Here is a 23,470-nt window from a genome sequence, read left to right as displayed (position 1 = left end):
ACATGACCTGCGTGCCGATCGAGAGCGGCACGACCGAATAGGAGACCAACATGCGGCTTCTCATCGTCGGAACGCTGAAGGGCCAGCTGACGACGGCCACCAAGATCGCCATGGAAAACGGCGCCACCGTCACCCATGCCGAGGACAACGAGCAGGCGATGCGGGTGCTGCGCGGCGGCAAGGGCGCCGACCTGCTGCTGGTCGACGTCGCGCTCGACATCCGCGACCTGGTGATGCGGCTCGATGCCGAGCACATCCACGTGCCGATCGTCGCCTGCGGCATCACCAGCGATGCCCGCGCCGCGGTCGCCGCCATCCATGCCGGCGCCAAGGAATACATTCCGCTGCCGCCGGATCCTGAGCTGATCGCGGCCGTCCTCGCCGCTGTCGCCAACGATTCGCGCGATCTCGTCTATCGCGACGAGGCGATGGCCAAGGTGATCAAGCTTGCCCAGCAGATCGCCGGCTCCGACGCCTCGGTGATGATCACCGGCGAATCCGGCACCGGCAAGGAGGTGCTGGCGCGCTACGTCCACACCCGCTCGGCCCGCGCCAAGCGTCCTTTCATCTCGATCAACTGCGCCGCAATCCCTGAGCACCTGCTGGAGTCCGAGCTGTTCGGCCACGAGAAGGGTGCCTTCACCGGTGCCGTCGCCCGCCGCATCGGCAAGTTCGAGGAGGCCAATGGCGGCACGCTCCTGCTGGACGAAATCTCGGAAATGGACGTGCGGCTGCAGTCGAAGCTGTTGCGCGCGATCCAGGAGCGCGTGATCGACCGCGTCGGCGGCACCCGTCCCGTCCCTGTCGACATCCGCATCATCGCGACCTCCAACCGCAACCTGGCCGACGCCGTGCGCGAGGGCACGTTCCGCGAGGACCTGCTGTTCCGGCTCAACGTCGTCAACCTCAAGATCCCGCCGCTGCGCGAGCGCCCCGCCGACATTCTCGAACTGGCGCAGCATTTCGCGCGCAAATATTCCGAGGCCAATGCCGTCCCGCTGCGGCCGATCTCGGCGGAGGCCAAGCGCATCCTCACCACCAACCGCTGGCCGGGCAACGTGCGCGAGCTGGAGAACACGATGCATCGCGCGGTGCTGATGGCACAGGGCGACGAGATCGGGCCGGATGCCATCCTCACGCCCGACGGCGCCCGCCTCGACATCGGCAAGACCCAACCCGCCGTCGCGCATGCTACGATGGCGGCGGAACAGGTCACGCGCGCCCTGGTCGGCCGCACGGTCGCCGATGTCGAACGTGACCTGATCCTGGAGACCCTGAAGCACTGCCTGGGCAATCGGACACATGCGGCCAATATCTTGGGCATCTCGATCCGCACGTTGCGCAACAAGCTCAACGAATATGCCGACGGCGGCGTGCCGATCCCGCCGCCGGGCTCCGGCGACACCCCGCGCATGCCGAGCCCCGTATAATCTGCCCATCCAGATCGTTCTCGGCGGCGCGCTGGCCCTCGGCGCGCCGCTTGCCGTTTCGCCGGCCGGTGCCGCAACGCGCGGCGTGCTGTCAGGCTGCTGGGAGCAGACGTCGCACGCACCGCTCGTCACCCCATCGTCGGGTCAGGAATGGGGCGTCCGGAGCTGGTGCTTCGCAGGAAAAGGCAAGCTGATCTCGCGAACGATCGCCTGTGGCAGGGAGGGCTGCGACGGCTGGGACAATGAACGCAGCTATCGCTGGCGGCCGCCCACGCTGTCGCTATCCGACGTCGAGACGTCGCCGGATGGCGGACACATCAAAGTGTGGCGCCGCTGCCGCGTGCAGTTTCTGACCGCCGATTGGATGCAGCTACAGGACTGTGAACAGTCCGCGGATCCGTGGGTTCGCGAGAATACGCCGGCGCGGCGTCGCCGGGCACAGCCTCACGAATAGTTCGGCGCCTCGGGATTGCGGAAGATGTGAATGGGATCGCCGGGCGTGAACTCGCGCTGCGTCAGGACCGCGTACGCATACAGCGCGAGATAGAGGATGGCGACCGTGCCGATCGCATACAGAGCCCAGGTTCCGATCCGTTTCATGATTTCCGCTGCTGACGCCGACAGCGGCTTTTAAGGCGTCCGCAGGAAAGTTGCCAGCTCGCCCCGGGAGCGTCGGAACGTTACGGCGTCAGCCGCGGATCCGGGACGCTGAAGGCCGCGAGCCGACCGTGACCGTCGTCGCGATCAACCCCGACATAGCTGCCATGCCAATACGCCAGGGCCGCCGACTGCGGCGCCACATCGATATGGACCACTTTGCCGATCACGATGGCATGGGAGTGCCGCTCGATGATCTCCTCGACCTCGCAATCCAGCGTCGCGAGCGCTCCGACGAGGAGCGGCACACCGGTGACCCGTTTGCGCCACTCCGCCCCTGCGAAACGTTCGACGCCGCGCAAGCCACCCTTACCCGCAAACCGTTCGGCCACGCCGATCTGATCCGCCGCCAGCAGATTGGCGCCAAAAACGCCCTCCCGCTGCAGAATTGGCCAGGACGAGGCGTTGCGGTTGAGGCTGACGATGATGGAGGGAGGCTCGACCGCAAGTGACGACAGCGAGCTCACCGTCATGCCGGTGACCTCATCGCCGCGTCCGACCGTGATGACGCTGACGCCTCCGACCAGTTGGCGCATCGCAGAGCGGAAATCCGGCTGGAGCGCCGTGGCATCAGGCATGTGACGGACGATGGAGTTCATTGCGTTGACCTTTCCTACCCCGTCGTGCCCGGTCCAAGCAACTGGCCCAGGATCGAGCCTTCCAGCGCCGCAAGCTCGGCGGAGCCGCGCTGGCGCGAGCGCGGCAGATCGACGCTGATGTCCTCGGCGATCCGGCCGCTCTCGATGACGAGGACGCGATCAGCGAGGGCCACGGCTTCCGCAACGTCATGGGTGACCAGGATTGCGGTGAAGGTTTGATCGGCCCAGACCCGCTCCAGCAGCCGCTGCATCGCGATCCGCGTCAGCGCGTCCAGCGCGCCGAGCGGCTCGTCGAACGCCAGCAGGCGCGGACCGCTGACCAGCGCGCGCGCCAGCGCGACGCGCTGCTTCTGGCCGCCGGACAGCACCGCCGGCCATTGGTCGCGCTTGTCGGCGAGACCCACCTCGTCGAGCGCCCGCCGCGCCCGCTCATGCGCGCCGGCGGCCTTGCGCTCGCGGCCGAGCCCGACCTCGACATTGGCGAGCACCCGCGCCCATGGCAGCAGCCGCGGTTCCTGGAACATGACGCGGACGTCCTCGGGCCGCGCGGCCGCTTCGCCGAAGCTGATCGTGCCCGACGTCGGCTTGTCGAGGCCGGCAATCAGCCGCAGCAGCGTGCTCTTGCCGCAGCCGCTCTGGCCGACGACGGCGACGAACTGGCCGGCCGCGATCTCCAGGTCGATGCCGCGCAGCACCTCGTTGTCGCCGAACGCCTTGCGGAGATCGCGGATCACGAGCGGCAGCCCGCGTGTCTCGGGTTGGGCCGGACTCACGCTGTGCTTCCTCACGGGGCGGAAAGCCTCAGCATGCCCGATCACATCGGGGCCGTCGATCGCCTCCACACCGGAGACGGGAATTCGGAGCGCTTGCTGCATTTCCAGAACCTCAATGCTTGCTGAAGGCCGGATGCCAGGACAGCGTCAGCCGCTCCAGCGCCCGCGAGGCGCTGTCGGCGACCTTGCCCAGCAGGGCGTAGATCAGGATGGAGAGCACGACGACATCGATCTGCATGAACTCGCGCGCCTGCATCGCCATGTAGCCGAGGCCCGAGGACGCCGCGATCGTCTCGGCGACGATCAGGGTGAGCCACATGATGCCGAGCGCGAAGCGCAGGCCGACGAAGATCGACGGCAGCGCGCCGGGGAAGATCACCCGGCGAAACAGCTCGCGGTCGGACATGCCGTAGACGCGGCCCATTTCAATGAGTTGCGGATCGACCGTGCGAATCCCGTGCAGCGTATTCAGGTAGACCGGAAAGAACACGCCGAGCGCCACCAGAAACAGCTTGGCGCTCTCGTCGATGCCGAACCACAGGATGACCAGCGGGATCAGCGCCAGATGCGGCACGTTGCGGATCATCTGCAGAGTGGTGTCGGTCAGCTTCGCCGACAGTTGCGACAGGCCGTTGGCCAGACCGAAGGCGAAGCCGATGCCGCCGCCGATCAAAAAACCGATCGAGGCGCGCCAGAAGCTGACCCAGATGTTGCGGCCGAGCTCGCCCGACCACAGCAGCTTCCAGCCGGCGCGCGCCACGTCGCTCGGCGCCGGCAGCACGCGTGGCGAGACCAGGCCGGCGGCCGAGGCCGCCTGCCAGATCAGGATGATCGCGAGCGGCACCAGCCAGGGGATCAGCCCATCCGCGCGCGGCACCGCCAGCCTGCGGACCTTGGGAACACTTTCGATCAGACTCATGATTGCGAGGCCCTCTGCAACGGACGGTGCTCGTTGGCGATGGTCTCACCGAACGGGCCGGTATTGGTGCGGAGCCTGGTGACGTTGCCCGTCCGCTCCGACACATTCAAGCCAAGCTTGGGAAACACCAGTTCGGCGAAGCGGTAGGCTTCCTCGAGATGCGGATAGCCCGAGAGGATGAAGGTATCGATGCCGAGATCCTGGTACTCGCGGATGCGCGCCGCCACCGTGTCGGGATCGCCGACCAGCGCCGTGCCGGCGCCGCCGCGGACCAGGCCGACGCCGGCCCACAGGTTCGGGCTGATCTCGAGCTTGTCGCGTCGGCCGCCGTGAAGCTGCGACATCCGCTGCTGCCCGACCGAATCCATGCGGGCAAAAATCTTCTGCGCCGAGGCGATGGTGTCGTCGGTGACGTGCTTGATCAGGTCGTCGGCGGCCGCCCACGCCTCGTCATTGGTCTCGCGCACGATCACATGCAAGCGGATGCCGAACGACAGCTTGCGGCCGCGACTGTCGGCGACGGCCTTCACCTTGGCGATCTTGGCCGCGACATCGGCCGGCGGCTCGCCCCAGGTGAGATACCTCTCGACGGTGTCTACCGCGACGTCGATGCCGGCATCCGACGAGCCGCCGAAGAACAGCGGCGGCCGCGGCGACTGCACCGGCGGGAACAGCAGCCGGCCGTCCTCCACCGTGATATGCTTGCCGCTGAAGTTGACCGCCTCGCCTTCGAGCAGCGCGTTGTAGACGGTCAGGAATTCGCGCGTGACCTCGTAGCGCTCCTCATGCGACAGGAAGATGCCGTCGCCTTTGTTCTCGACCGGATCGCCGCCGGTGACGACGTTGACCAGCAGCCGGCCGTTGCTGACGCGGTCGAGCGTCGCGGTCATGCGCGCGGCCACCGCCGGCGATTGCAGGCCGGGTCGCACCGCGACGAGATAGCGCAGCCGCTCGGTGAACGGCGCCACCGCCGAGGCCACGATCCAGGAATCCTCGCAGCTCCGTCCTGTCGGGATCAGCACGCCGTAATAGCCGAGCTGATCGGCGGCCTGCGCGACCTGGCGCAGATAGTTGAAGTTGACCTCGCGGCCGCCCTGCGAGGTGCCGAGATAGCGGCCGTCGCCATGGGTCGGCAGGAACCACAGCACGTTGGGCTTCGAAGCGTTACTCATGTCAGTCTCTTTCGGATTGGGATGGCGATCAGGCGTCAGGTGGACGGCGTCCACTTCCAGACGATGTCGCTGACGTTGACTTGTTTCGGAATGAGGCCGACGCGGGCGAACCGATCCGCCACCGCCTGCTGGCTCCTGATGATGTCGTCGTCGAGCGGCACGACGCTGTAGACCGAGCGGTCGACGAAGCGCCTGACCGCCGCGATGTCGACGCCGGTCGCCTCGGCCTGCGCCTTGGCCACCTCGTCGTGATGGCTGTTGGCCCAGATGCCCTCGGCGGCGAACGCGGCGTTCAGCCTGGCGACGATGGCGGGATACTTCTCAACGAAGTCGGAGCCCACGATGTAGAACGAGTTCTGCTTATGCACGTCCTTGTCCCACGCGATCACCCGTGCATTCTCCTTCAGCTCGGCGAGCGCGAGGTACGGATCCCAGCTCGACCACGCGTCCACCGAGCCCTTGACGAAGGCCGCGGTGGCATCGGCCGGCGCGAGCGGCGCCGGCGTGATGTCGCTCCACGACAGGCCCGCCTTCTCGAGTGCTGCGACCAGCAGATTGTGCGCGCTCGAGCCCTTGCCGAAGGCGACGCGCTTGCCCTTGAGATCGGCAAGCGTCCTGATCGGCGAATCCTTCTGCACCACGATCGCCTGGCTGCTGCCGTTCTGCTTGACGGCGGCGGCGTAGCGGATCTTGGCGCCCGCGGCCTGCGCGAAGATCGGCGGCGCGTCGCCGACATAGCCGAAATCGACGCTGCCGACATTGATGGCCTCAAGCAGCGGCGGACCGAACTGGAAATCGACCCAGACGATCTCGATGCCGAGAGGCTTGAACGTCTCCTCGATGGTGCGGCGCGCCTTCACGGCGGGGAAGAAGCCGCCCTTCTGGGTGCCGATGCGGATCTCCTTCGGCCTGTCCTCGGCGCGCAGCGGCGCCGCGCAGCTCATCACCGCAGCTGATGCCAATGACAGTTTGAGAAAATCGCGACGCTTCATTGCCCTCTCCGACCCTTGCGCATCCGCATTGATGCGATGCAAGGGATGATGGTGGCGGGCGAAACGCGTGTCGAGCACCCCGGAAAAATAGCGATGCCGGTCCTGTTTCGTCACACGGCGAAGGGATGTTAGTATCGAAACGCCCGTGCAAAGCAGCGAGAATTTCTCGCGATCGACAACGCGATCACGGGTCTTCACAGACCATCAACCACGATCGCACCGGCATGCTCGCCGATCCGCGACCAATCGTCCCCGCGGTTCCGCCGCTTGATCCAGGTCAAGCCTTTGGCAAGGCTTCCTTGCTTAACGTTGGAACAGGCGCGGCCCGGATGCCGCAACCCCTCCTGAACCTCCCCCTAGCCGAGAATTCTCTCATGTCGCTCGTTGGCGGCGATGCGAACGCGCGTGCGCGTCGCAGACGCATGGAAATTTTTGCCTTCCTGTTTCTCACTGCCGTGCTGATGCCTGCGCTCGCGGTCGCCACCGTCGGCTCCTACGGACTCACGGTGTGGGTCTACCAGATGATGGCCGGACCGCCCGGGCCGCCCGCGGCGCACTGATCGGAAGGACCCCGCCGTGCTCTCACACCGCACCTCCCTCGACCGGCGCGCGCTGATCACCGGCCGCGTCCTCACCGCCGATCCCGTCGTCGCACCAGCCAAGGGCGAGATCGCCTCGATCATCGTGCAGACCCGGCCCGAGCAGCTCGACCGCGTCGCAGCCGACATCCTCGCGCTGTCCGGCTGCGAGATCCACGGCCGCGACATCAGAGGCAAGCTGATCGTCGTCGTCGATGCGCCCGATGCCGGCGCGCTCGGCGCCACCATGAACCGGATCGGACTGCTGCCGCACGTGCACTCCGCCTGCCTCGTCTTCCACGCCATCGACGCCGGCTAATCACACGAGACTCCAATGACCGACATGAAGATCGATCGCCGCCAGATGCTGAAGCTGGAAGCCGCCGCGATTGCCGCGGCCGCCGCCGGCATGCCGAGCGCCTCGCTCGCGGCGAACCTCGTCACCGAGCGCGAGCAGAGCGAGCTGAAATGGGACAAGGCCGCCTGCCGCTTCTGCGGCACCGGCTGCAGCGTGATGGTCGCGACCAAGGACAACCGCGTCGTCGCCACCCATGGCGACATCAAGGCCGAGGTCAATCGCGGCCTGAACTGCGTCAAGGGCTATTTCCTGTCCAAGATCATGTACGGCCATGATCGCCTGACGCACCCGATGCTGCGCAAGACCAACGGCAAGTACGACAAGAACGGCGAGTTCACGCCGGTCACGTGGGACGAAGCCTTCGACATCATGGCGCAGAAGTACAAGGAGGCGCTCAAGAAGCGCGGGCCCTCCGGCGTCGGCATGTTCGGCTCGGGCCAGTGGACGATCTGGGAAGGCTATGCGGCCTCCAAGCTGTTCAAGGCCGGCTTCCGCTCCAACAACATCGATCCCAATGCGCGGCACTGCATGGCGTCGGCCGTGGCCGGCATGATGCGCACCTTCGGCATCGACGAGCCGCCCGGCTGCTACGATGACATCGAGGCCACGGACGCGTTCGTGCTGTGGGGCTCCAACATGGCGGAGATGCATCCAATCCTGTGGACCCGCGTGACCGATCGGAGACTGTCAACGCCGCATGTCAAGGTCGCCGTGCTCTCGACCTTCGAGCACCGCTCGTTCGACCTCGCCGATATCGGCATGGTGTTCAAGCCGCAGACCGACCTCTACATCCTCAACGCCATCGCCAACCACATCATCACGACAGGCCGCGTCAACAAGGACTTCGTCCAGGCGCACACGGTGTTCAAGAAGGGCCAGACCGACATCGGCTATGGCCTGCGGCCGGAGCATCCGCTGCAGAAGAAGGCCAAGGGCGCCGCCAACCCGAACGACGCCACCGACATCTCGTTCGACGAGTATGCGAAGTTCGTCTCGGACTACACGCTGGAGAAGGCCGCCGAGATGTCCGGCGTGCCGCTGAACCGGCTGCAGGCGCTCGCCGAGCTCTATGCCGATCCGAAGACCAAGGTGGTCTCGTTCTGGACCATGGGCTTCAACCAGCACACCCGCGGCGTCTGGTGCAACAACCTCGTCTACAACATCCATCTTCTGACCGGCAAAATCGCCGAGGCCGGCAACAGCCCGTTCTCACTGACCGGGCAGCCCTCGGCCTGCGGCACCGCGCGCGAGGTCGGCACCTTCTCGCACCGTTTGCCCGCCGACATGGTGGTCACCAACAAGGAGCACCGCGCCAAGGCCGAGCACATCTGGCAGCTGCCGGAAGGTACGATCCCGGACAAGCCGGGCTATCACGCGGTGCTGCAGAGCCGGATGCTGAAGGACGGCCTGCTCAACGCCTATTGGGTGCAGGTCAACAACAATTTGCAGGCCGGCCCCAACGCGAACGAAGAGACCTATCCGGGCTTCCGCAACCCCGACAATTTCATCGTCGTCTCCGACGCCTATCCGTCGGTGACCGCGCTCGCCGCCGATCTCATTCTGCCGACGGCGATGTGGGTGGAGAAGGAAGGCGCCTATGGCAATGCCGAGCGCCGCACCCAGTTCTGGCACCAGCTCGTCTCGGCGCCGGGCGAGGCGCGCTCCGACCTCTGGCAGCTGATGGAGTTCTCCAAGCGCTTCAGGATCGAAGAGGTCTGGCCCGAGGAGCTGATCGCCAAGAAGCCGGAGGTTCGCGGCAAGACGCTGTTCGACGTGCTCTACAGGAACGGCCAGGTCGACAAATTCCCGGTCGACCAGATCGAGCCGGGCTATGCCAATGACGAATCCAAGGCGTTCGGCTTCTACGTCCACAAGGGCCTGTTCGAGGAATACGCCTCGTTCGGCCGCGGCCACGGCCATGACCTGGCGCCGTTCGAGGCCTATCACAAAGAGCGCGGCCTGCGCTGGCCTGTCGTCGACGGCAAGGAGACGCGCTGGCGTTTCCGCGAGGGCTCCGACCCTTACGTCAAGGCCGGCACCGGCGTGCAGTTCTACGGCTTCCCGGACGGCAAGGCGCGCATCTTCGCCCTGCCCTACGAGCCGCCGGCGGAATCGCCGGACAACGACTATCCGTTCTGGCTGTCGACCGGACGCGTGGTCGAGCACTGGCATTCCGGCACGATGACGCGCCGCGTGCCCGAGCTCTACAAGGCGTTCCCCGAAGCCGTCTGCTTCATGCATCCGGACGATGCCGAGGCCGCGAACTTGAGGCGCGGCGACGAGGTCAAGGTCGCCTCGCGGCGCGGCTTCATCCGCGCCCGCGTCGAGACCCGCGGCCGCGACAAGCCGCCCCGCGGGCTCGTCTTCGTGCCGTGGTTCGACGAGTCCAAGCTGATCAACAAGGTGACGCTCGACGCCACCGACCCGATCTCGCTGCAGACCGACTACAAGAAATGCGCCGTGCGCATCGAGCGGGTGTGACGATCATGATCAAGAGACTTGCCATGATGCTGCTCGCAGCCAGCCTTGCGGCCGGCTCGAGCGCCCTGCTCGCCCAGAGCGTCTCCTCGTCGCTGCGCGGCCCCACGCCGCTCAATGACGAAGGCCCGGCGCCGCCGATGCAGCCGACGAAGAACACCGCCGAGAAAGAGGTGCGCAACTATCCGGAGCAGCCGCCGGTGATCCCGCATTCGATCGACGGCTATCAGGTCGACATGCAGGGCAACAAATGCCTGTCCTGCCATGCCCGTGCTCGCATCGCGGAGTCGAAGGCGCCGATGCTGTCGATCACCCACTTCATGGACCGCGACGGCCAGTTCCTGGCGTCGGTGTCGCCGCGCCGCTACTTCTGCACCCAGTGCCACGTGCCGCAGAGTGTCGCCAATCCGCCTGTCAGCAACGACTTCGTCGACATCGACACGCTGCTGGCGCACGGCAAGCCGGATGGCAAGCGATGAGCAGCGCCGACATCCCGCAGGGCGCCAAGGCGCCCGTCCCCGAGAAGCGGCTCGGCCTTGCCGGCCGCGCCTGGCAGTTCATTCTCGACCTCATCGACGTGCTGCTGAAGCCGAGCTCCGTGTTCGGGCTCGGCGTGCTGGTGCTCGCCGGCTTCCTCGCCGGCGTCATCTTCTGGGGCGGCTTCAACACCGCGCTCGAGATCACCAACACCGAGAAGTTCTGCACCAGCTGTCACGAGATGCGCGACAACGTGTTCGCCGAGCTGAAGTCGACCGTTCACTTCTCAAACCGCTCGGGCGTGCGCGCCAGTTGCCCGGACTGCCACGTGCCGCACAACTGGACCGACAAGATCGCGCGCAAGATGCAGGCCTCCAAGGAGGTCTGGGGCCATCTGTTCGGCTCGATCAACACCCGCGAGAAGTTCACCGACCGCAGACTGGAGCTCGCCTTGCATGAGTGGGCGCGGTTCAAGGCGAACGACTCGCTCGAATGCCGCAACTGCCACAGCTCTCAGTCGATGGACATCACCAAGCAGTCGCCGCGCGCCGTCGAAGCGCATCAACGCTTCCTGTTCACCGGCGAAAAGACCTGCATCGACTGCCACAAGGGCATCGCGCACCACCTGCCGGACATGCGGGGCGTGCCGGGCTGGCAGTAGTCGACTTCTCTGAATGGCCGAGCCGTCGCCGCGCGCGCAGTCGGCTCCCCTCCCCCTTGTGGGGAGGGGTTGGGGAGGGGGCCACACGGGCGGTGTCGCCCGGAGCCCCCCCTCCCCAACCCTCCCCCACAAGGGGGGAGGGAGCACACCGTACGCGCCGCACGCTTTCGGCCTCCATTCTCTGAAGCGAGGCACCCCTGCCTTAGCTAGCGCTTGATCTCCCCGCATCAGCGCTTAGGTTCACGGAATGTCCCCGAGTCGCCGCGCGGCTCCATCCCTGTGAGCCATGACCACCTTCTCCCCGCATCAGGATTCCGCGCTGAAGGCCGTCGGCGATTGGCTGAAGGCCAAGCCCGGCCAGAGCGGCACGCCACAAGTGTTCCGGCTGTTCGGCTATGCCGGAACCGGCAAGACCACGCTGGCCCGCCACATCGCCGAGGGCGTCGACGGCGAGGTCAAGTTCGCGGCCTTCACCGGCAAGGCGGCGCTGGTGATGCGCAGCAAGGGCTGCGACAACGCCTCTACCATCCATTCGCTGATCTATCGCGCGCAAGAAACCGGCGAGGAGCAGCCGAACTTCGAATTGTGGGACGACGCGCCCGCCTCCAAGGCCAAGCTGATCATCATCGACGAATGCTCGATGGTCGACGCCGATCTCGGCCGCGACCTGCTGTCCTTCGACTGCCCGCTGCTGGTGCTCGGCGATCCCGCGCAGCTGCCGCCGGTCAAGGGGGGCGGCTTCTTCACCGACAGCGAGCCGGACGTGATGCTGACCGAGGTGCATCGCCAGGCCAAGGACGATCCGATCGTGCGGATGTCGATGGACGTGCGCGAGGGCAACACGCTCGACGTCGGCCGCTACGGCGAGAGCGAGGTGGTCGAGCGCCGCGAGCTCGATCCGTCCCGCGTCATGGAGGCCGACCAGGTGCTGGTCGGCCGCAACGCCACCCGACGCGCCTACAACAACCGCTTCCGGCAGCGCCTCGACATCGAGGACGCCCTCCCTGTCGCCGGCGACAAGCTGGTCTGCCTGCGCAACAACCGCAAGAAGGGCCTGTTCAATGGCGGGCTGTGGCGGGTGAAGTCGCGCGCGACCTCGAAGTCCAAGATCGTCACCATGCGGGTCGCGCCCGACGAGGATCTCGGACGCAAGGTCACGAAAGTCTCGGTGCGCGGCGAATGCTTCGCCGGCGGCATCGAGGACATCCCGTGGGAGCAGCGCAAGCCCTATGACGAGTTCGACTACGGCTACGTGCTGACCGTGCACAAGTCGCAGGGCTCGCAATGGGACGACGTCGTGCTGTTCGACGAGAGCTTTGCCTTCCAGGAAAGCCGCGCTCGCTGGCTCTACACCGGCATCACCCGCGCCGCGAAGCGGCTGTCGATCGTGGTGTAACGCCGGCTTTACCGCGCGAGACGATTTTGCTCGCCTCGCTGGTACCCACCTGCGGCAGGTTGATCCACGTCAACCTGACGCAGGGTCCTTGGCGGATAAAGATCGATTCACATCTCTGTTAAACCAGCAGCAGACGGCGGGATCGTATGGCAAAGTCCAACACCACGAAAGGCAAGACCAAAGGCGAGTCGACGAAAGACAAGGCTTCCAACGGTCAGCGCAGCAAGCGCGCGAGCGCCACGGCGCGTGTCGCGCGCCGGCAGTCCGCAGCCAAGCTCGATCCGATCGGTCAGTCGCTTGTGGACGAATCGATGCAGGCCGCGCAGATCACCGAGCTGTCGGCGTTCGAGACCGTGCTCAACGGCCCGCCGGCCCTCGACCCCAACTCCGCGCCGGTCCGGGCGATGCTGGACGGCGCCGCGCCGGACGATGCCAGGCTGATGAAGGCGCTGATCGAGGGCAAGGCCAAGCCCGACAAGCGCCACACCTCCGACGAGCTCGCCGACAATTGGCGCCAGGGCGGCTACCCCTACAAATTCCGCATGTACCGCAAGGACTATGAGGAGCAGAAATTCATCCTGCAGACCGAGCTGTTGAAGCTGCAGAACTGGATGAAGGATGCGCGCCAGCGCCTGGTGCTGCTGTTCGAAGGCCGCGACGCCGCCGGCAAGGGCGGCACCATCAAGCGCTTCATGGAGCATCTCAATCCGCGCGGCGCCCGCGTGGTGGCGCTGGACAAGCCGAGCGACGTCGAGCGCGGCCAGTGGTACTTCCAGCGCTATGTCGAGCATCTGCCGACCGCGGGCGAGATCGTGCTGTTCGACCGCTCCTGGTACAACCGCTCCGGCGTCGAGCGCGTGATGGGCTTCTGCTCTCAGGTCGAGTACGACGAGTTCCTGCGCCAGGTGCCGGAGTTCGAGCGCAACCTCGTGCGCAGCGGCATCCACCTCATCAAGTTCTGGTTCTCGGTCAGCCGCGACGAGCAGCGCCGCCGCTTCAAGGAGCGCGAGGCGCATCCGCTGAAGCAGTGGAAGCTGTCGCCGATCGACACCGCGTCGCTCGACAAATGGGACGACTACACCCGCGCGAAGGAGGCGATGTTCTTCTCCACCGACACCGCCGACTGCCCGTGGACCGTGATCAAGTCAGACGACAAGAAGCGTGCGCGGCTGAACGCGATGCGCTGCGTGCTGCATTCGCTGCCCTATGCCGGCAAGGACGTCTCGCGCATCGGCCAGGTCGACGACCTCATCGTCGGCCGCGCCAGCGTGATCCACGAGCGCGAGGAGCACGCGAGCTGAGCCACCCCGCTCAGCGCCGATGACGCCGGTGCGGCCTCGCCATATCGGCCGGCCGCATCGCTGCATTGGCATTCGGAAGCCCCGGCGCGCCGCGACGGGCCAACTCCGCCTGTGCCGCCGGCGTCAGCGTGCCGCCATTGAGCACGTCGCGTTCGGGATGCATGGCCTCATAGGCCGCCGGCTCGGAGAATTGCGCCGATGCCGCGGTCACCGCCAGCGTCGACATCAGCAGAGCTGCCGCCAGGCTCCTGAATATGATCATGATCGGTCTTCCCTCTGTGGTGCATCAATTCACGCTTGCGATCATGTAGGCGGGCGAAGGCTGCCCCCTATCACGACTGCGCGAGCCGATAACCCTTCGTGAGCGCGCTCATGTCTCAGAGCTGGCGAAGGGATGACTCGTGCCGACGGTCCGACGCGTCACCGCCGCAGCAGCAGCCGATCATACGGGCTGAGACGGGCCCGCGGCGGAAACGCGAGCACCGCGCCGGAGGCGCGCTCCATGCCCATTCTCCCCGCCGGCGTCAGCGCGCCGCCGTTGAGCACGTCGCGATCGGGATACATCGCCTGAAACGCCCCGGGCTCCTGCTCGCCGAAAAACCAGCCCTGCGCCGATGCTGGCGCAACAGTGGCCATCGACAGCAGCAAGGCTGCCGCCTTTGATTTCCAGGATGTCATGATTGTTCTCCAGGTTCTCAGGATGCGGAGACCACGCACGCGATTGATGACCTGGTCAGAGCCGTCATCAGCGAGGCGCGACCGCCTCTGTATTGACCGCGGCGGAAACGAAAAATTCGCGGCGTTGTCGTCTTGCCGGGATCACGACCGCGAGACCTGAACCACACCATCATTCGAGGATCGACGAAGCGTGACGTCATCGTGAGTTCGTGAACGAGATGGCGCGCATCCGATGACCTCACCCCGTCGTTGCGAATTTGATGGCTGCCGACGATGCAGGATCGGTTACCGCGCCCAGCACCGCCCTGCAGCCCGTCGGGCAAATCGGCCGGCGACGACAAAAGCTGTCAAGGTCTTCTGAAAAACATAAATCATTTCGCGCTCTGCCCAAATCAGGCTTATGATGCCTGCGTTTCGTTGCACGGCAGGGGACGTATCGCGATCGTCACGGACGTTGGCAGCGGAATGCGATGGACGCGACATGTTGCAGCGGGTCCTGGACCTGCCGACGAACGGCATGGCGCGGACGGCGAAAGCGTGTGGTCCTGGCCTCCCGACGCTGAGGCCAAGCTGGCGGTGATGATCCGCCGGCGACGGGGGCAAGACAGCCGGTCCCCGGGGAGAGCACGTATAAGCGTTAACACCGTCGCGCAGGGAGGGCCGGATCTGTCCGGCTGAACCTGTGGTACCTGCCGCCTGCATTTTTTAAGCAGGCGGGCCACGGGCCTCAGTCGAGGTCCGGCCTTCCCTGCGCCCTCCACTTCGGAGGGCCGATGAACCGGCATCCCTCGGGCAATTCGGGCCGCGAGACCACATCGTCATGCCTGGAACGGTCTCGCCACAACTCCCAGCGTCGTCCCGGCATCCATTGGGCGATTGCGCACGTGCCGCCGCCCCCCGCCTGTTCACGCAGTCGTGTCACGTCCCCCGTAACGCGGGCCGGGCACCGACGTATCTTGCAGCAGAGGCCGGACCGGGCCAGTGTTTCCGGCCGGCGAGACGAGACAAGCCACCCCTCACGAGGATCCGAAGATGCGCCTCACCCGCTCCCTTTTCGTCAAGACAGCCGTGCTCGGTGCGATGGCGGCCGGCATCCTGGCCTGGCAGCCGCTGCATGCCGCCGAGCAGGCCGTTGTGATCCCGCCGCCGGCCCAGGACCAGCCGGCCTCCGACGGACTGGAAACCGCTGTGGTCGCCGGCGGCTGCTTCTGGGGCGTCCAGGGCGTCTACCAGCACACCGCGGGCGTGGTCAGCGCGGTCTCCGGCTATGCGGGCGGCACCAAGGCCACGGCCGACTACCGCACGGTGTCGAGCGGCACCACCGGCCACGCGGAATCGGTCCAGATCAAATACGATCCGAAAAAGATCTCCTACGGCAAGATCCTGCAGATCTTCTTCTCGGTGGTGCACGATCCGACCCAGTTGAACCGCCAGGGCCCGGACAGCGGAACGCAATATCGCTCGGCGATCTTCACCACCTCGGAGGCGCAGAAGAAGGTCGCCGAGGCCTACATCGCGCAGCTCGACAAGGCCAAGGTGTTCGGCAAGCCGATCGTCACCAAGATCGGCAAGCTCGAGGCGTTCTATCCGGCCGAGGACTACCACCAGGACTACCTGACGCTGCACCCCAGCCAACCCTATATCGCCTATAACGACCTGCCGAAGATCGACAATCTGAAGAAGATATTTGCCGAGAACTACATCGACAAGCCGACGCTGGTCCGGGACGCCAAGGCGACGAACTGAGGCGTCGCGTTCGGCCCGACCAGCGCCATGACAGGGGCGGACCATACGGGTCCGCCTGGAGGACCACAGGATGAGCGACACCAAGACGAACAACAAGGTCGTCAAGAGCGAGGCGGAATGGCGCAAGGAGCTGACGCCGATGCAGTACGCCGTGCTGCGCGAGAAGGCGACCGAGCGCCCCTTCTCGGGCGAGTATGAGCACGAGCACCGCGCCGGGACCTATGTCTGCGCCGGCTGCGGCCAGACCCTGTTCGAGTCCGACGCCAAGTTCGATTCCGGCTGCGGCTGGCCGAGCTTCACCCGGCCGGCGACGGAGAGCCACGTCGACGAGGAGACCGACACGACCCATGGCATGGTTCGTACCGAAGTGCTGTGCTCGAAATGCTCGGGCCATCTCGGCCACGTCTTTCCCGACGGCCCGGGGCCGACCGGCCTGCGCTATTGCATCAACTCGGCGGCGCTGAAGCTGAAACCGCGCTGATGGCACGCCCGGCCCCGGTCCCGTCATCGACGGTACTCGGGGCCGCTGGCTTGCGGCGGGCGAGGCGCGGGCGGTCAAAACCGGCCACAAGGGGTGAGATTTTAGCCGTGCAGATCGGGCTCTCCTGCATTCACAAGTTGCGGATCAATTAAGCTACTGAAAAGACAGCATGTTTCAAGGCGGCCCACAGCGGGCCGGATTTACGATGTGAGCGTGCAGGATTCGCATTTCTGCCAAATCGGCCTATATTAGGGGTCGTAACTGACTATGCAGGGCCGGGCCGCCTGGAGCGGCAAATCCCGCCCTCCACCCCCGCAATCGCTGGCGTCATTGCCAAGCTGAATGTTTTGAAAGCTCGCGTCAGCGCTTCCAGCCGACAAGAAGAGGTCTCAGACCATGCGTCCACTGCGTCCGTTCAACTTCAACACCTCTGCCGAACTGTTTCCCGCCGCCATCCGCAAGAAGAAGCGGGCGGGTTTCGCCTATCGGCGGTTCGGCACCGCGGCCGAAGCCGTGCGGTTCGCCATGGAGGAGTTGCCTGCGGATTCGCTGAATGGCGCCTACCTGCAGGTCGAGGAGGCCCGCTTCGACCAGAACGGCATCCGCACCCTATATGAGAGCGAGGCGTTTCCGCTGCCGCGCCGCGTGGTCGACAAGGCGCCGGACGCCGATGCGGCCTGACGGCTGCCAGAGCATTCTTCGATACCCTGCCCCGCCTCGTGCGGGGCAGTTTTTTCATGGGGGTCTGTTTGTCCGTTTGTTGCCCCGGTCCCGTCGCACGTCAGCGCGGCTGGGTATCCAGCCACCGCCGCAGGATCTTGGCGTTGCGCATGTTGGCGCGGAACAGCACGTCGAAGGCGTCGCCCGCCACCGGCACCATGCCGATCACGCCCTCGACCGCGACATTGCCCAGCATCCGCGTGATGACATGCCAGGGCGCGCCCAGCGCCCGGGCCTCGCGCACCAGCCACAGCGACAGCGCGGTCGCGATGAGGTCGCCGACCACCGGGATGAGGCCGATGATGCCGTCGATGCCGTAGCGGATGTTGGTGCCGGGCAGGACGAAGGCGACGTCGAGCAGCTTCGCCACCGCCTCGAGCCGCGCGATGCGCTGCTCGCGGGTCAGGTTGCCGAACGGATTGGCGGTGTTGAAATCGAAGCGCACGCCATCCGGGCCGACGAAGGCGCCATTGAACGAGGACCGGAACGCCCCTTGCGGGATCTCTCGTCCGTCCTGGTCGATGATCGGTCCGCGCGCCTCATCGGCGTTGAAGCGCGCCTGCGAGGCGCGTCCCGATGCGCGGCGGGGCGAGGTGGACATCTGGTCTTGCATACCCATGAGATGGCAACGCGCGGGGCCCGGCACAAGTTGCGTCGAACCGCCGCCTTGTCTCGCCTAGCGGCCCCGTGCGCCGGTCGGCGTCAGCCCGAAGCGGCGCCGGAAGCAGCGGTTGAAATAGGACAGGTCGTTGAAGCCGCAGGCAAACGCGATATCGCTGATGCGGCGTCCGCCACCGGCCAGCAGGTCCATGGCCTTGCGCAGGCGCAGCTCATTCAGCCGGGCCGAGAAGCCGGCGCCGGCCTCGTGCAGCAGGTCATTGACGTAGCGCTCGGACAGGCCCGCCGCGGCCGCAAGCTTCTGCGCCGAAAAATCCGGCTCGGCAAAGCGGCTGTTCAGAATGGTCAGCAGCCCCGCAAGGCGAACGCTGCGCAGGCCGCCGCGGCCGGCCTTGCGCATCGCGTCGCCGCGGACACCGAGCCCGAGCGCCACCAGATCGAGCAGATGCTGCGCGATCGCCGGGCCGGCTTCGTCGGCCGCGGCGGGATGGGCGAGCAGCAATTCGCTGTAGTCCATCGCGAGCGACAGCGCGCCGCCGGGCGCCAATTCGCGCCCGACCAGGTCATCGACACCGGAGACCATCGAGCGCAGCGTCATCATCGGCAGATGCACGTTGACGAAGCGCTTGTGATTGGCGCCATCGGCGCTGAAGAACGGCTCATCGAGCTTGAGCAGCACCATCGCCCCCGGCCGCAGAGCGAACTCGCGTCCGCGATGAACGACCATCGCCTCGCGACTGCCGGCGTTGCGCGCCAGGCAATAGCGGTCGTCGTTGGTCGCGAGCACCTGGCGCCGTTCGCGCCTGACACGGGTGAAGGTGCCGTCGCAGCGCCCGAGCAGGGTGGTGCCGATGTGGATGGCGTTCATTACGGCGCGAAACGGCACGTCCTCGGCCGGATCGAGCTCGCCCGTGTTGGAGAAGTGCTCGAACAATTCCGCAAAGCACAAGAAGCGCTGCCTGTCGTCGAGCCCTTTCGGCAGCATGTCGGTCGACAGCATTTTCCTGACGATGGTCATCGAAATCAGATCCGAGGCAAAGGAATTTCCGAAGCAACGCGATCAATGTGGCAGCGGCGGGATGAACGGCCGCTGAAGTCGGCAAAGCTCATCAGGACGGATCGGGAGCGCCGATCAGTCCAAGTCGCGCGACCGTTCATGCCGATGAGTCCAAGACAGCGGCAACGGGTTCAACTAGCGATGCGGATGGACGCACGCCGACATGCGTTGCGGCCTGTATCCTCCAAGTCGAACAGCCATGAGTCCGAGGAGAGATTGAAATGACCATGTCTTCCGCGGCCCGCAAGCTCGGCCTCGGCGCCGCCCTCGCGGGTTGCATCGGGATCGGCTACGCGCTCGGCGCGCAGCCGCACATGACCGCGACCGTCACCATGCTGCAATCGGCGCGAGCCGAGCTGGCTCAGGCGACACCGAACAAGGGCGGCCATCGCGAGCGCGCGCTGACGCTGATCGATCAGGCCATCACCGAGGTGCGTGCCGGCATCGCGTTCGCGGCGGGCGGCTGACCAATTCGCAAACCAAACCAGGGAGACCATCGATGCGAACCATCCTCACCAGCACGCTCCTGTTGGGAATTCTGACCGTCGGCGCATCTGCGATGCCGCTGGCTTCGATCGACGCCGGATCCAAGCCGGAGGTGATTCAGGTCGCCGGCGGCTGCGGCCCTGGCTGGCACCGCGGTCCCTATGGCGGATGCCTGCGCAACTACGCCAATCCGGCGGCGCACGCTTGCCCACGCGGCTTTCACATCGGCCCCGGCGGCCGCTGCCGCGGCAACGGCAGGTAGGGCCGAACTGCTCGTGTGTTCAGCTTGCTTACGCAGTCGGCGGCTCGGTGGCGACCGCCGGCTGCGGCTCCTCGACGAATCTGTGCACCAGCCACGATGACACCGTCGCCGGGATGAAGCCGACCAGCCCGTACAGGATCCACTGGATGATGCCGTATTCGGAGCCGTGCGAGGCGTAGTTGAAGGCCGCGAGCAGGAAGGCGATGGCTCCCACCAGCAGCATCCGCAACGTCGGCCCGATGCGCCTGACGTGGAACAGGATGTCGTCGATCGCGCAGATCATCAGCGCCGGAAGGAAGCCGAACAGATAGCTGTATTGCAGCGAGGTGACGAAGACCTTGAACAGCTTGGCCACTTCGCCCGGATTGGTGTTGGTCCAATAACCCGACATGTAGGTCGTGACCAGGAGCAGCGCGAAGCCGCCCAGCGCCGGGCCTACGGCAACGAAGATGAGATATCGCTTCATGCCCAATCTCCTGCCTCATCGGCCCGCCGACCGGGCCAAGCCCGTGCTGATTCCTCAGTCACCCCACAGCGCGAAAGCGTCGTTGAAGGCGCGCTCGCCCGGGGCGCCCTTCTCGATCGCGATGATCGCCCGGCGCTGATTGGTGTAGACCAAGGGAACGTCGAACCAGGAGCGCTCCTTGAGGAGCTGCACGTTGCGGGCGCGATCGGCATCGACGTTGGACAGGCCGACCAGGAAGAAGCCGTCGGTGACCTTGACCGCGAGGCCCGCCAGCGGCGTTCCGCGCGACTGTTCGTTGGACTTCATCAGGATGCCTGGCACGTTGCCGACGCCGCCGCCGTTGAAATCCTGCGGCAGGATGAAAGTGAGCTCGGCGGTGTGGCTCGCCGGCAGCGACGTGTCGGTGTTGCGGCGGAACGACATCGTCATCTTGAACTTGCGATCCGGAATCTCGATGTCGGCGCGCACCGCGATGTCGGCCTTCTGCGTGGCCGTCGCCTTGATCTGCTCGGTGCGCCAGACCACCGAGCCGATATATTGCTTGCCCTTCGGATCGGACGGATCCTCGTCATACAGCACGACGCGCTGCGCGACCGGCGCGATCTGGTCCGAGGACGGCGACTGCCCGACGCGGTCGGTGATCTTCGGCTTGCTCAGCGGCGCGCCGGTGTCCTTCGGCGCCTCGACCGTCGAGGAAGATTTGAACAGGCCGTTGACCATGCCGACCAGCGGCCGGCCCCACAGAATTCCGGCGCCGATCAGGATCAGCACGATCCCGGCGGCGATGGCGGCCTTGAACGGAAAGGTCGAGCCGCTGCGCTCCGACTTCTTCTTGCCCTCGCGATCCGGAGCGGCGCCACGCTGACGGGTCGAGGTGGCCGGCAGCGCGTAGCGCTCGGCCTCCTGGACCGACTCGTCATAGGAGTACGGCGCTTCGGGCAGCGGCGGCCGGTCATCGTCGTCGCCCTCGAGCCGGTCGAGATCGGTGGCCGGAACGTTGGCGTAGGTCTTGCGCGCCGCGCGGTTGGCCTGAGCGGTGGCCTTGCCGAGATCGTCGACATCAGCGGTGATGTCGCGGAAGCCGCGCATGGCGGGCGGCGTTGCCGGATTGCCGTTGTCCTGAGCACCGCGGCGAGCGGCAGCCGGACGTTCGCGCACGGGAGGCGCCGCCCCATCCTGTGGAGGCGTTTGAGGCGGCTGGGGCCGCGGTGGCACGGCTGGTGCGCCAGCCGCAGCCGGCGGCGCTTCCGGTCGCTGATTGCGCGCCGGACGCAGCTCGGCCGTCTCGCCGGCGAGCGGCGGCCGGTCGGCCCGGGCAGCAGCCGGGGCCGCCGGTCGCGGCCGGGGGGCGGCCGTGGCGGCCTGGTCTGGAGTCGGAGTGGGCTGAGCCGAGGGGGGTGCCGGAGCATCCGAACTCCGCGCACCGGCCCGCCGGAGCGCATCACCTGGGCGAGCGGCGCCACTGGACGCCCGCTGCGCCTCGCGGGCACGCTGGGCTGCTTCCGCCTCGACCTTGCGCACGGCCTCCTCGAGCGACAGCCGCTCGCGCGTGATCTCGGACTCGCTGAGCGGCGGCTGGACGCTGCGCAGCTGCGCGATCAACGCCGCCCGCGCCCGCTCGTAAAGCGCACGCCGGCTTTCCCCGGGAGCGTTGGGGTCCAATCCGGCAATGGCACGGGCTATCAGCGGGTAGTAGTCGGCCATATCAACTCAATTCGCGCGCTCAGCTGTCGGGTCCCGTCATGCCTCGAAGGGATTCTGGACCAGAATAGTATCCTCGCGTTCGGGGCTGGTGGAAAGCAGCGCGATCGGGCAACCCACCAGTTCCTCGATGCGCCGGACGTATTTGATGGCCTGAGCCGGCAGATCGGCCCAGGAGCGCGCGTTCGCCGTCGGCTGCTTCCAGCCTTCGATCGTCTCGTAGATCGGTTCGACCCTGGACTGCGCGCCCTCACCTGCCGGAAAATGATCGATCTCCTTGCCGTCCAGCCTGTAGCCGGTACAGACCTCGATGGTGTCGAAACCATCGAGAATGTCCAGCTTGGTCAGCGCAAGACCGTTAATGCCGCAGGTCCGCACCGCCTGGCGAACCAGCACCGCATCGAACCAGCCGCAACGACGCGGCCGGCCGGTATTCGTTCCGAATTCGCGGCCGCGCTCGCCGATCTTGCGGCCGGTCTCGTTGTCCTGCTCGGTCGGAAACGGCCCCTGTCCGACGCGGGTCGTGTAGGCCTTGCACAGGCCGAGCACGTAGCCGATCGCGCCCGGTCCGAGGCCGGCGCCGGTCGCCGCCTGCGCCGCCACCGTGTTGGACGAGGTCACGTAAGGGTAGGTGCCGTGGTCGACGTCGAGCAGCGCACCCTGGGCGCCCTCGAACAGCATGCGCTTGCCTTCGCGGCGCTTGATGTCGAGCAGCCGCCACACGGTCTCCGCGTAGGGCAGCAGCTTCGGCGCCAGCGCCGTCAGCTCGCGCAGGATCTGCTGGCCGTCGATCGGCTCGAGGCCGAGACCCCGGCGCAACGCGTTGTGATGGGCGAGCAGGCGATCGATCTTGTGCGGCAGCGTATCGAGATCGGCGAGGTCCATCAGCCGGATCGCGCGGCGGCCGACCTTGTCCTCATAGGCCGGGCCGATGCCGCGGCGGGTGGTGCCGATCGCGGTCGCCGCGCTCGCGGACTCGCGCAGCGCGTCGAGCTCGCGGTGCAGCGGCAGGATCAAGGTGACGTTCTCGGCAACGCGCAGATTGTCCGGGCTGATGGCGACGCCCTGCGACTGGAGCTTGCCGACCTCGTCGAGAAAGGCCTGCGGATCGAACACGACGCCATTGCCGATCACCGACAGCTTGCCGGTGCGCAGCACGCCCGACGGCAGCAGCGCCAGCTTGTAGGTCGCGCCGTTGATGACGAGGGTATGACCGGCATTATGGCCGCCCTGGAAGCGCACGACGATGTCGGCCTGCTCCGACAGCCAGTCGACGATCTTGCCCTTCCCCTCGTCACCCCATTGGGCGCCGACGACGACCACGTTAGCCATTCGCAGCTCTTTCCTCTGCCAAGATCCAAAACAGCACGATCGGTTCGGACGAAATCGCTTCCGATGCGGGGCCAGCCTGGCCAACCATGCGCCCAGCCCAAATCGCGGCCAGGACCGCTCGCTTGCGAGGCG

General features: G+C 66.4%; 26 protein-coding genes. 13 read left to right on the top strand and 13 right to left on the bottom strand.

Going from position 1 to position 23,470, the window contains the following annotated elements:
• Positions 1-50 precede the first annotated feature (50 nt).
• Positions 51-1,430 (top strand): sigma-54 dependent transcriptional regulator, encoded by a 1,380-nt coding sequence (locus tag QW845_RS20530; protein WP_315803356.1) that lies wholly within the window; start codon positions 51-53, stop codon positions 1,428-1,430.
• Positions 1,431-1,874: 444 nt separating this feature from the next.
• Here QW845_RS20530 and QW845_RS20525 read toward each other — a convergent pair whose 3' ends face one another.
• From QW845_RS20525 to QW845_RS20500, 6 genes are all read right to left on the bottom strand, one after another.
• Positions 1,875-2,030, bottom strand: coding sequence for a hypothetical protein (locus tag QW845_RS20525; RefSeq protein WP_284421132.1), 156 nt, complete (start codon positions 2,028-2,030; stop codon positions 1,875-1,877).
• Between the two features lie 80 nt (positions 2,031-2,110).
• Complete coding sequence (locus QW845_RS20520; RefSeq protein ID WP_315803355.1) at positions 2,111-2,686, bottom strand: flavin reductase family protein; 576 nt, start codon at positions 2,684-2,686, stop codon at positions 2,111-2,113.
• Between the two features lie 14 nt (positions 2,687-2,700).
• Positions 2,701-3,561, bottom strand: a complete 861-nt coding sequence (locus tag QW845_RS20515; RefSeq protein WP_315803354.1) for an ATP-binding cassette domain-containing protein — start codon at positions 3,559-3,561, stop codon at positions 2,701-2,703.
• A gap of 10 nt (positions 3,562-3,571) precedes the next feature.
• Positions 3,572-4,378: an aliphatic sulfonate ABC transporter permease SsuC gene (gene ssuC, locus QW845_RS20510; protein ID WP_315803353.1), complete on the bottom strand. Its 807-nt coding sequence runs from the start codon at positions 4,376-4,378 to the stop codon at positions 3,572-3,574.
• On the bottom strand, positions 4,375-5,550 hold the full coding sequence (ssuD, locus tag QW845_RS20505) for an FMNH2-dependent alkanesulfonate monooxygenase (protein ID WP_315803352.1): 1,176 nt from the start codon (positions 5,548-5,550) through the stop codon (positions 4,375-4,377). The genes ssuC and ssuD overlap by 4 nt, the downstream gene beginning before the upstream one ends.
• 35 nt (positions 5,551-5,585) lie before the next feature.
• Entirely contained in the window at positions 5,586-6,542 is a 957-nt protein-coding gene (locus tag QW845_RS20500) for an aliphatic sulfonate ABC transporter substrate-binding protein (RefSeq protein ID WP_315803351.1), read from the bottom strand.
• A gap of 374 nt (positions 6,543-6,916) precedes the next feature.
• Between QW845_RS20500 and napE the strand changes: the two genes are divergently transcribed.
• The 7 genes from napE to ppk2 all read left to right on the top strand — a co-directional run bounded on the left by napE (position 6,917) and on the right by ppk2 (position 13,791).
• Complete coding sequence (napE, locus tag QW845_RS20495; protein WP_315803350.1) at positions 6,917-7,102, top strand: periplasmic nitrate reductase, NapE protein; 186 nt, start codon at positions 6,917-6,919, stop codon at positions 7,100-7,102.
• A gap of 16 nt (positions 7,103-7,118) precedes the next feature.
• The gene (locus QW845_RS20490; RefSeq protein ID WP_315803349.1) at positions 7,119-7,439 is read left to right on the top strand and encodes a chaperone NapD; all 321 of its coding nucleotides are present in this window, start codon (positions 7,119-7,121) and stop codon (positions 7,437-7,439) included.
• A 15-nt stretch (positions 7,440-7,454) separates the two neighbouring features.
• On the top strand, positions 7,455-9,959 hold the full coding sequence (gene napA / locus QW845_RS20485; RefSeq protein WP_315803348.1) for a nitrate reductase catalytic subunit NapA: 2,505 nt from the start codon (positions 7,455-7,457) through the stop codon (positions 9,957-9,959).
• A gap of 5 nt (positions 9,960-9,964) precedes the next feature.
• Positions 9,965-10,435, top strand: coding sequence for a nitrate reductase cytochrome c-type subunit (locus tag QW845_RS20480; protein WP_315803347.1), 471 nt, complete (start codon positions 9,965-9,967; stop codon positions 10,433-10,435).
• On the top strand, positions 10,432-11,094 hold the full coding sequence (locus tag QW845_RS20475) for a NapC/NirT family cytochrome c (protein ID WP_315803346.1): 663 nt from the start codon (positions 10,432-10,434) through the stop codon (positions 11,092-11,094). Before QW845_RS20480 ends, QW845_RS20475 begins: the two co-directional genes overlap by 4 nt.
• Before the next feature lie 286 nt (positions 11,095-11,380).
• A complete protein-coding gene (locus QW845_RS20470) occupies positions 11,381-12,490 on the top strand; it encodes an ATP-dependent RecD-like DNA helicase (protein ID WP_315803345.1) in 1,110 nt (369 codons plus the stop codon).
• A 146-nt stretch (positions 12,491-12,636) separates the two neighbouring features.
• Positions 12,637-13,791, top strand: coding sequence for a polyphosphate kinase 2 (gene ppk2, locus QW845_RS20465; RefSeq protein ID WP_315803344.1), 1,155 nt, complete (start codon positions 12,637-12,639; stop codon positions 13,789-13,791).
• A gap of 10 nt (positions 13,792-13,801) precedes the next feature.
• On the opposite strand, the gene QW845_RS20460 is transcribed toward ppk2, so the two are convergent.
• Positions 13,802-14,053, bottom strand: a complete 252-nt coding sequence (locus QW845_RS20460; protein ID WP_315803343.1) for a hypothetical protein — start codon at positions 14,051-14,053, stop codon at positions 13,802-13,804.
• Between the two features lie 158 nt (positions 14,054-14,211).
• Complete coding sequence (locus QW845_RS20455) at positions 14,212-14,469, bottom strand: hypothetical protein (protein ID WP_315803342.1); 258 nt, start codon at positions 14,467-14,469, stop codon at positions 14,212-14,214.
• A gap of 1,032 nt (positions 14,470-15,501) precedes the next feature.
• Here QW845_RS20455 and msrA point away from each other — a divergent pair.
• The 3 genes from msrA (at position 15,502) to QW845_RS20440 (ending at position 17,377) form a co-directional block, all read left to right on the top strand.
• Positions 15,502-16,215, top strand: a complete 714-nt coding sequence (gene msrA / locus QW845_RS20450; RefSeq protein WP_315803341.1) for a peptide-methionine (S)-S-oxide reductase MsrA — start codon at positions 15,502-15,504, stop codon at positions 16,213-16,215.
• A 70-nt stretch (positions 16,216-16,285) separates the two neighbouring features.
• Positions 16,286-16,696, top strand: coding sequence for a peptide-methionine (R)-S-oxide reductase MsrB (gene msrB / locus QW845_RS20445; protein ID WP_315803340.1), 411 nt, complete (start codon positions 16,286-16,288; stop codon positions 16,694-16,696).
• A 396-nt stretch (positions 16,697-17,092) separates the two neighbouring features.
• Positions 17,093-17,377 (top strand): hypothetical protein, encoded by a 285-nt coding sequence (locus QW845_RS20440; RefSeq protein ID WP_315733902.1) that lies wholly within the window; start codon positions 17,093-17,095, stop codon positions 17,375-17,377.
• 100 nt (positions 17,378-17,477) lie between these two features.
• Here the strand turns inward: QW845_RS20440 and QW845_RS20435 are convergent, their stop codons facing one another.
• Entirely contained in the window at positions 17,478-18,029 is a 552-nt protein-coding gene (locus tag QW845_RS20435; protein WP_315803496.1) for a DUF4112 domain-containing protein, read from the bottom strand.
• 63 nt (positions 18,030-18,092) lie between these two features.
• Positions 18,093-19,052, bottom strand: a complete 960-nt coding sequence (locus tag QW845_RS20430; RefSeq protein WP_315803339.1) for an AraC family transcriptional regulator — start codon at positions 19,050-19,052, stop codon at positions 18,093-18,095.
• A gap of 260 nt (positions 19,053-19,312) precedes the next feature.
• On the opposite strand from QW845_RS20430, the gene QW845_RS20425 reads away from it, so the two are divergent.
• Together QW845_RS20425 and QW845_RS20420 are read left to right on the top strand one after the other, a co-directional pair.
• Positions 19,313-19,558: a hypothetical protein gene (locus QW845_RS20425; RefSeq protein WP_315803338.1), complete on the top strand. Its 246-nt coding sequence runs from the start codon at positions 19,313-19,315 to the stop codon at positions 19,556-19,558.
• Between the two features lie 32 nt (positions 19,559-19,590).
• Positions 19,591-19,839, top strand: coding sequence for a GCG_CRPN prefix-to-repeats domain-containing protein (locus tag QW845_RS20420; RefSeq protein ID WP_315803337.1), 249 nt, complete (start codon positions 19,591-19,593; stop codon positions 19,837-19,839).
• Between the two features lie 28 nt (positions 19,840-19,867).
• Here QW845_RS20420 and QW845_RS20415 read toward each other — a convergent pair whose 3' ends face one another.
• From QW845_RS20415 to QW845_RS20405, 3 genes are read right to left on the bottom strand one after another with little or no spacing between them, the layout of a single operon-like run.
• Positions 19,868-20,305, bottom strand: coding sequence for a DUF5413 family protein (locus QW845_RS20415; RefSeq protein ID WP_315803336.1), 438 nt, complete (start codon positions 20,303-20,305; stop codon positions 19,868-19,870).
• A gap of 54 nt (positions 20,306-20,359) precedes the next feature.
• Positions 20,360-22,009: a hypothetical protein gene (locus tag QW845_RS20410; RefSeq protein ID WP_315803335.1), complete on the bottom strand. Its 1,650-nt coding sequence runs from the start codon at positions 22,007-22,009 to the stop codon at positions 20,360-20,362.
• Between the two features lie 36 nt (positions 22,010-22,045).
• Positions 22,046-23,338, bottom strand: a complete 1,293-nt coding sequence (locus QW845_RS20405; RefSeq protein ID WP_315803334.1) for an adenylosuccinate synthase — start codon at positions 23,336-23,338, stop codon at positions 22,046-22,048.
• Between the last annotated feature and the right edge of the window lie 132 nt (positions 23,339-23,470).

The organism is Bradyrhizobium sp. SZCCHNS3002 (assembly GCF_032377435.1).
Lineage (GTDB): Bacteria > Pseudomonadota > Alphaproteobacteria > Rhizobiales > Xanthobacteraceae > Bradyrhizobium.
Note: the sequence above shows the minus strand (reverse complement) of the source record. Positions and strands in the feature narration are given on the sequence as shown.

Bases quoted from the DNA above. Each gene is read 5' to 3' on its own strand.
- QW845_RS20530 (WP_315803356.1), top strand. From the start codon at position 51: ATGCGGCTTCTCATCGTCGGAACGCTGAAGGGCCAGCTGACGACGGCC.
- QW845_RS20525 (WP_284421132.1), bottom strand. From the start codon at position 2,030: ATGAAACGGATCGGAACCTGGGCTCTGTATGCGATCGGCACGGTCGCC.
- QW845_RS20520 (WP_315803355.1), bottom strand. From the start codon at position 2,686: ATGAACTCCATCGTCCGTCACATGCCTGATGCCACGGCGCTCCAGCCG.
- QW845_RS20515 (WP_315803354.1), bottom strand. From the start codon at position 3,561: ATGCAGCAAGCGCTCCGAATTCCCGTCTCCGGTGTGGAGGCGATCGAC.
- ssuC (WP_315803353.1), bottom strand. From the start codon at position 4,378: ATGAGTCTGATCGAAAGTGTTCCCAAGGTCCGCAGGCTGGCGGTGCCG.
- ssuD (WP_315803352.1), bottom strand. From the start codon at position 5,550: ATGAGTAACGCTTCGAAGCCCAACGTGCTGTGGTTCCTGCCGACCCAT.
- QW845_RS20500 (WP_315803351.1), bottom strand. From the start codon at position 6,542: ATGAAGCGTCGCGATTTTCTCAAACTGTCATTGGCATCAGCTGCGGTG.
- napE (WP_315803350.1), top strand. From the start codon at position 6,917: ATGTCGCTCGTTGGCGGCGATGCGAACGCGCGTGCGCGTCGCAGACGC.
- napA (WP_315803348.1), top strand. From the start codon at position 7,455: ATGACCGACATGAAGATCGATCGCCGCCAGATGCTGAAGCTGGAAGCC.
- QW845_RS20480 (WP_315803347.1), top strand. From the start codon at position 9,965: ATGATCAAGAGACTTGCCATGATGCTGCTCGCAGCCAGCCTTGCGGCC.
- QW845_RS20475 (WP_315803346.1), top strand. From the start codon at position 10,432: ATGAGCAGCGCCGACATCCCGCAGGGCGCCAAGGCGCCCGTCCCCGAG.
- QW845_RS20470 (WP_315803345.1), top strand. From the start codon at position 11,381: ATGACCACCTTCTCCCCGCATCAGGATTCCGCGCTGAAGGCCGTCGGC.
- ppk2 (WP_315803344.1), top strand. From the start codon at position 12,637: ATGGCAAAGTCCAACACCACGAAAGGCAAGACCAAAGGCGAGTCGACG.
- QW845_RS20460 (WP_315803343.1), bottom strand. From the start codon at position 14,053: ATGATCATATTCAGGAGCCTGGCGGCAGCTCTGCTGATGTCGACGCTG.
- QW845_RS20455 (WP_315803342.1), bottom strand. From the start codon at position 14,469: ATGACATCCTGGAAATCAAAGGCGGCAGCCTTGCTGCTGTCGATGGCC.
- msrA (WP_315803341.1), top strand. From the start codon at position 15,502: ATGCGCCTCACCCGCTCCCTTTTCGTCAAGACAGCCGTGCTCGGTGCG.
- msrB (WP_315803340.1), top strand. From the start codon at position 16,286: ATGAGCGACACCAAGACGAACAACAAGGTCGTCAAGAGCGAGGCGGAA.
- QW845_RS20440 (WP_315733902.1), top strand. From the start codon at position 17,093: ATGCGTCCACTGCGTCCGTTCAACTTCAACACCTCTGCCGAACTGTTT.
- QW845_RS20435 (WP_315803496.1), bottom strand. From the start codon at position 18,029: ATGCAAGACCAGATGTCCACCTCGCCCCGCCGCGCATCGGGACGCGCC.
- QW845_RS20430 (WP_315803339.1), bottom strand. From the start codon at position 19,052: ATGACCATCGTCAGGAAAATGCTGTCGACCGACATGCTGCCGAAAGGG.
- QW845_RS20425 (WP_315803338.1), top strand. From the start codon at position 19,313: ATGACCATGTCTTCCGCGGCCCGCAAGCTCGGCCTCGGCGCCGCCCTC.
- QW845_RS20420 (WP_315803337.1), top strand. From the start codon at position 19,591: ATGCGAACCATCCTCACCAGCACGCTCCTGTTGGGAATTCTGACCGTC.
- QW845_RS20415 (WP_315803336.1), bottom strand. From the start codon at position 20,305: ATGAAGCGATATCTCATCTTCGTTGCCGTAGGCCCGGCGCTGGGCGGC.
- QW845_RS20410 (WP_315803335.1), bottom strand. From the start codon at position 22,009: ATGGCCGACTACTACCCGCTGATAGCCCGTGCCATTGCCGGATTGGAC.
- QW845_RS20405 (WP_315803334.1), bottom strand. From the start codon at position 23,338: ATGGCTAACGTGGTCGTCGTCGGCGCCCAATGGGGTGACGAGGGGAAG.